The 6,174-nt window shown below is 72.3% G+C and carries 5 protein-coding genes; 3 read left to right on the top strand and 2 right to left on the bottom strand.

What is annotated here, in order from left to right:
* Together GT030_RS30390 and GT030_RS30385 are read right to left on the bottom strand one after the other, a co-directional pair.
* The coding region (locus GT030_RS30390; protein WP_161203840.1) for a peptidase M4 family protein at positions 1–1,157 on the bottom strand (1,157 nt) is incomplete at its 3' end.
* 173 nt (positions 1,158–1,330) lie between these two features.
* The gene (locus GT030_RS30385) at positions 1,331–2,008 is read right to left on the bottom strand and encodes an ElyC/SanA/YdcF family protein (RefSeq protein WP_161203839.1); all 678 of its coding nucleotides are present in this window, start codon (positions 2,006–2,008) and stop codon (positions 1,331–1,333) included.
* A gap of 131 nt (positions 2,009–2,139) precedes the next feature.
* Between GT030_RS30385 and GT030_RS30380 the strand changes: the two genes are divergently transcribed.
* The 3 genes from GT030_RS30380 to dnaG all read left to right on the top strand — a co-directional run.
* Positions 2,140–3,414 (top strand): deoxyguanosinetriphosphate triphosphohydrolase, encoded by a 1,275-nt coding sequence (locus GT030_RS30380; RefSeq protein ID WP_161203838.1) that lies wholly within the window; start codon positions 2,140–2,142, stop codon positions 3,412–3,414.
* 106 nt (positions 3,415–3,520) lie between these two features.
* Positions 3,521–4,780, top strand: coding sequence for an FAD-dependent oxidoreductase (locus tag GT030_RS30375; protein WP_161203837.1), 1,260 nt, complete (start codon positions 3,521–3,523; stop codon positions 4,778–4,780).
* Positions 4,781–4,827: 47 nt separating this feature from the next.
* Positions 4,828–6,174 (top strand): DNA primase (gene dnaG / locus GT030_RS30370; protein ID WP_161203836.1); only part of this gene is annotated, 1,347 nt, incomplete at its 3' end.

The raw sequence follows: 6,174 nt of genomic DNA, 5'->3' as shown, positions 1-6,174 counted from the left end.
GCCTCGTTCAGGCCGCCGGACTCGCCCGAGTACGTCAGCGCGGCCGTCTTGGAGGTGACGCCGTGCGTCATCTCGTGCCCGGCCACGTCCAGCGCGACCAGCGGGCCGAAGGTGGTGCCGTCACCGTCGCCGTAGGTCATGCAGAAGCAACTGTCGTCCCAGAAGGCGTTGTTGTAGTTGCTGCCGTAGTGGACGCGGTTGTACGAGCCCTTGCCGTCGCCCGCGATGCCGTTGCGGCCGTGGACGTCCTTGTAGTAGTCCCAGGTCTGGTCGGTCCCGTACTGGGCGTCGACGGCCGCCGAGGCGCGGTCGGCGGTGGCGCCGGTGCCCCAGTGGTTGTCGGCGTCGGTGAACACCGTCGAGGGAGCGCGGCTCAGGCAGATCCCGAGGATGCACAGGTCGGTCTTGTTGGCCGCGTCACCGGTGTACGTGTTGCCGCGGGTGGCGTCCTTGAGCTGGTACGCCGAGCCCGACTGGGTCGTCTCCAGCGGAACCGTGCCGCTGTACAGCGACTTGCCGTCGCCCGCCGCCGTCTCGATGCTGTCCCAGGCGTCGATCCGGGCGCCGGTGCGGGCGTCGGTCAGCACGGTACGGCCCACCGGGTTGCCCAGGGTGTCCAGGCCGACCGCGTTGGTCCGCCAGGCCAGTCTCGGCCTGCCGTGCAGGGCGTCGACGACCAGCTCCGGCTTGGCCTTCGCCCGCGTCAGCTTCCGGGGGCTGGCGGACCGCAGCGCGTCCACCGCGATCCCGGCCGCCTTCGCGCCGGTCAGCTTCGGGGTGACGGTGGGCAGTTCGAGCGCGGTGCGGGTGGCGCGGTCGGCGCCGCGGTAACCGCCGCCGGAGTTCAGGTGCACCACGAAGTCCCCGCCGAGCACGGGGAGATGGCGATAGGTGCGGTCGTAACGGACGTGCTGCGTACCGTCCTTGTCGACGATCACGTCCCGGACGCTGGTGCCCTGGTCGGAGGTGAGGCCGAGGCTCGCGGCATGCGAGACGAGAAGGGAGGCCGCGTCCGCGAGCGTGGTCGCCCGTTTCGGCCCTGTGTCGGCCCGGGCGGCAGGGGAGAGGGCGGTGACCAGCAACGTCGCCGCAGCGGCGGCGGCAGTGGCGGTGGCAATACGACGGGACCCGCGGACGTGCTGCCGTATCCGGCTCATCGGTCTCCTTGGGTGAGGCGCCTAGGAGGCGTGGGGGTGGCGCTGATGTCCTAGAGATTTAAGAGGGCATGACATGTCATGTCCATAGCGCCGTCGGGGGGCCTGATGGCGTTCTCGTGGAGATCCCCTACGGGCCGTGACGACGCGTGGAGATCCCTGAGGGGACCGGCGGCCTAAGGGGCGCTCGCCAACGCCCGCTGAATGCCCCGCTCCCGTGGCCCCAGGAACTGCGGGGATGGGCGGAAGGCCGCGTCCAGCGCCGCCTTGCCCGCCGCGAAGACCTCCCGCGTGCCGCCGTAGTACCAGGTGGCGTCGTGCCGGTCCTCCACACCGAGGCCGTACGACGAGACGCCCGCCGCCTCGCAGAGGGCAACCGCGCGGCGGATGTGGAAGGTCTGGCTGATCAGAATCGCCCGGTGGACGCCGAAGACGCGGCGGGCGCGGACGCAGGAGTCCCAGGTGTCGAAGCCCGCGTAGTCGCTGACGATGCGTTCGGCGGGGACGCCGTGGCGGCTGAGGTAGGTGCGCATGGCGCTCGGTTCGTCGTAGTCCTCGCGGCTGTTGTCGCCTGTCACCAGGACCGCCTTGACGCGGCCGGCGCGGTACAGGCGGGCGGCCGCGTCAAGGCGGTGGGCGAGGTACGGGGACGGGCCGCCGTTCCACAGGCCCGCGCCGAAGACGACCGCCACCTCGGTGCGCGGCACGTCCGCCGCCGTGCGCAGCCGGTCCGCCGTGGAGGCGTACAGCCAGGTCGACGGCAGCAGGGCGAGCACGCACCCCGCGACCACGCCCCGCACCAGCCGTCGGCGCCCCCGCACCGTGCGCGGCAGCCTCGGTCGGCCGATCCCCATCCCGCCCCCTGTGTCCGGTCCCGTGCCGGAGGACGTGAATCGCGGCCGTGCGGTTCACTCCGCCCCCGCAGAACGCCACAATCCCGTCACCCCTGCCGCGCGATGTCCGTACCGGCGCTTACTGTCATGGCATGGAAGGCACCGCACACCCCTCGGCCTACGACCCGACCTCCGTCGAACGCTGGGCACCCGAACCCGACAAACGCCCCGGCCGCACCGCCTTCCAGCGCGACCGCGCCCGCATCCTGCACTCCGCCGCGCTGCGCCGCCTCGCCGGCAAGACCCAGGTCGTCACGCCCGGCACCCGCACCCCGGCATGGGACGCCACCCCCCGCACCCGCCTCACCCACTCCCTGGAGTGCGCCCAGGTCGGCCGCGAGCTGGGCGCGGCCCTCGGCTGCGACCCCGACCTCGTCGAAGCCGCCTGCCTCGCACACGATCTCGGCCATCCCCCCTTCGGGCACAACGGCGAACAGGCGCTGAACGAGTTCGCGGACGACATCGGCGGCTTCGAGGGCAACGCCCAGTCCCTCAGGCTCCTCACCCGCATCGAGCCCAAGCGCTTCACCCCCGAGGGCTCCGTCGGCCTCAACCTCACCCGCGCCACCCTGGACGCCGCGACCAAGTACCCCTGGCCGCGCGGCGCCCACCCCACCGACCCGGCGTCCCCGAAGTTCGGCGTCTACGACGACGACCGCCCCGTCTTCGACTGGGTGCGCAAGGAGGCCCCCGGCACCCGCACCTGCTTCGAGGCGCAGGTCATGGACTGGTCGGACGACGTCGCGTACTCGGTGCACGACGTCGAGGACGGCCTGCACGCCGGCCACGTCGACCCCGACTGCCTGCACGCCGACCCCGAACGGGAGGCGGTCTTCGAGGTCGCCATCGGCCGCTACGTCCCCGCCGGCACGGACCCCGCCGAACTCGCCGAGGCCCTCGACCGGCTCCTGGACCAGGAGTGGTGGCCGCACGGCTACGACGGCACCGCGGTCGCCCAGTCCCGGCTCAAGGACGCCACCAGCCAGCTGATCGGCCGCTTCTGTCTCGCCGCCGAGACCGCCACCCGCGCCGCCCACGGCCCCGGCCGCCTCACGAGGTACGGCGCCGAACTCGTCGTACCCCGCGAGGCGCGCATGGAGTGCGCGGTGCTCAAGGCGGTCGCGGACCGGTACGTGATGCAGCGGGCCGAGCAGGAACTGCTCCGCGCCGATCAGCGCATCGTCGTGGCCGAGCTGGCCGAGGCGCTCACCCTGCGTGCGCCGGAGGGGCTGGAACCGCAGTTCAGGGCGCTGTTCGACGAGGCGGAGAGCGACCACGCGCGCAAGCGGGTGATCGTCGACCAGATCGCCTCGCTGACCGACGCGTCCGCCCGCACGCTGCACGCCAGGCTCACCGGGCATATGTAGCGGGTAAATGACGGGGGGTGGCCCGTTTCCGGCCATCCCCTCTTCCCGCACCACGCCGCGTGCGGGACGCTCGCCTGAAGGCGGCATCGTTACGAGGAGGCATCAAGTGGTCGACGCGGATCAGACGTTCGTCATCGTCGGAGGCGGGCTCGCCGGAGCGAAAGCGGCCGAGACGCTCCGCGCGGAGGGGTTCACCGGCCGCGTGATACTGATCTGCGACGAGCTGGACCACCCCTACGAGCGTCCGCCGCTGTCCAAGGGCCACCTGCTCGGCAAGGAGGAGCGCGACAGCGTCTTCGTCCACGAGCCCGCCTGGTACGCGCGCAACGACATCGAGCTGCACCTCGGCCAGACCGTCGACGCCGTCGACCGCGCGGCCAAGACCGTCCGCCTCGGCGACGACGGCACCCTGATCCGCTACGACAAGCTGCTGCTCGTCACCGGTGCCGAACCCCGCCGCCTCGACGTCCCCGGCACCGACCTCGCGGGCGTCCACCACCTGCGCCGCCTCGCCCACGCCGAGCGCCTCAAGGGCGTGCTGGCCGCCCTCGGCCGGGACAACGGCCACCTGGTGATCGCGGGCGCCGGCTGGATCGGCCTGGAGGTCGCCGCGGCCGCCCGCCAGTACGGCGCCGAGGTCACCGTGATCGAGCCGCAGCCCGCCCCGCTGTACGGCGCCCTCGGCCCGGAGCTCGGCAACCTCTTCGCCGAGCTGCACCGCGAGCACGGCGTCCGCTTCCACTTCGGGGTCCGGCTCACCGAGATCATCGGCCAGGACGGCATGGTCCTCGCCGCCCGCACCGACGACGGCGAGGAGCACCCCGCGCACGACGTGCTCGCCGCCATCGGCGCCGCTCCCCGCACGGGCCTCGCCGAGGCGGCCGGCCTGGAACTGGCCGACCCGGCCGTGGGCGGCGGCATCGTGGTGGACGAGCGCCTGCGCACCTCCGACCCCGACATCCACGCCGCCGGTGACGTGGCGAACTTCCCGCTCCTCGGCGGCCGGCTGCGGGTGGAGCACTGGGCCAACGCCCGCAGCGGCGGCCAGGCAGCGGCCCGCGCGATGCTCGGCCAGGACGTCACCTACGACCGCGTGCCCTACTTCTTCTCCGACCAGTACGACCTCGGCATGGAGTACAGCGGCTGGGCACCCCCCGGCTCCTACGACCAGGTCGTCATCCGGGGCGACGCGGGCAAGCGCGAGTTCATCGCCTTCTGGGTGCGCGAGGGCCGGGTGCTCGCCGGGATGAACGTGAACGTGTGGGACGTCACAGAACACATCCAGCGCCTCGTCCGTTCCGACGCCGTGGTGGACGTGGAGGCCCTCGCCGACCCGCACGTCCCGCTCGCGGAGCTGGTGAGCTGAACACCGGGCGCGCGGGGAGTGTCCCCGGACCCCCGTAGAATTCATCCGTGGCAGGACGGATCAACGACGAGGACGTGAAGGCGGTACGGGACGCGGTCCCGATCGACGCCGTGGTCTCCGAGTACCTCCAGCTGCGCAACGCGGGCGGCGGCAACCTCAAGGGCCTCTGCCCCTTCCACGACGAGAAGTCGCCGTCCTTCCAGGTCAGCCCGAGCAAGGGACTCTTCCACTGCTTCGGCTGCCAGGAGGGCGGCGACACCATCACCTTCGTGATGAAGGTGGACCACCTCTCCTTCTCCGAGGCCGTCGAGCGCCTGGCCGGCCAGGCCGGCATCACCCTGCGTTACGAGGAGGGCGGCTACAACCCCGCCCACCAGCGCGGGGAGCGCATCCGCCTGGTCGAGGCCCACAAGATCGCCGCCCAGTGGTACGCCGAGCAGCTCGCCACCAGCCCCGAGGCCGACACCGGCCGGGTCTTCCTCGCCGAGCGCGGCTTCGACCAGGCCGCCGCCGTCCACTTCGGCGTCGGCTACAGCCCCCAGGGCTGGGACCACCTCACCCGCTACCTGCGCGGCAAGGGCTTCAGCGACAAGGAACTGATCCTCTCCGGCCTCGCCCAGGACGGCCGCCGCGGCCCCATCGACCGCTTCCGGGGCCGCCTGATGTGGCCCATCCGGGACATCGGCGGCGAGGTCGTCGGCTTCGGCGCCCGCAAGCTCTACGAGTCCGACAACGGGCCCAAGTACCTCAACACCCCCGACACCGCGATCTACAAGAAGTCCCAGGTCCTGTACGGCATCGACCTGGCCAAGCAGCACATCGCCAAGTCCAGCCGGGCCGTCGTCGTCGAGGGCTACACCGACGTCATGGCCTGCCACCTCGCCGGGGTCACCACCGCCATCGCCACCTGCGGCACCGCCTTCGGCGGCGACCACATCAAGATCCTGCGCCGGCTGCTGATGGACAACGGCTCGGCCCGCGTGATCTTCACCTTCGACGGCGACGCGGCCGGACAGAAGGCCGCGCTGCGCGCCTTCGAGGACGACCAGAAGTTCGCCGCCGAGACCTACATCGCCATCGCCCCCGACGGCATGGACCCCTGCGAACTCCGCCTCGCCAAGGGCGACGAGGCCGTCGCCGACCTGGTCCAGCCCCGCACCCCGCTCTTCGAGTTCGCGCTGCGCCAGATCGTCGCCCGCTACGACCTCGACACCCCGGCCGGCCGCGCCGCCGCCCTGGACGAGGCCGCGCCGGTCGTCGCCCGGATCAAGAACAGCGGCGCCCAGCACGAGGTCGCTGTCGACCTCGCGGGCATGCTCGGCATCCTCGACACCCAGTTCGTGGTCAAGCGCGTCGCCCAGCTCGCCCGCTGGGCCCGCGACCGCGGCGGCAAG

This window comes from Streptomyces sp. SID1328 (assembly GCF_009865595.1).
GTDB classification, from domain to species: domain Bacteria; phylum Actinomycetota; class Actinomycetes; order Streptomycetales; family Streptomycetaceae; genus Streptomyces; species Streptomyces griseoluteus.
This window is presented reverse-complemented; position numbering and strand designations above follow the sequence as displayed.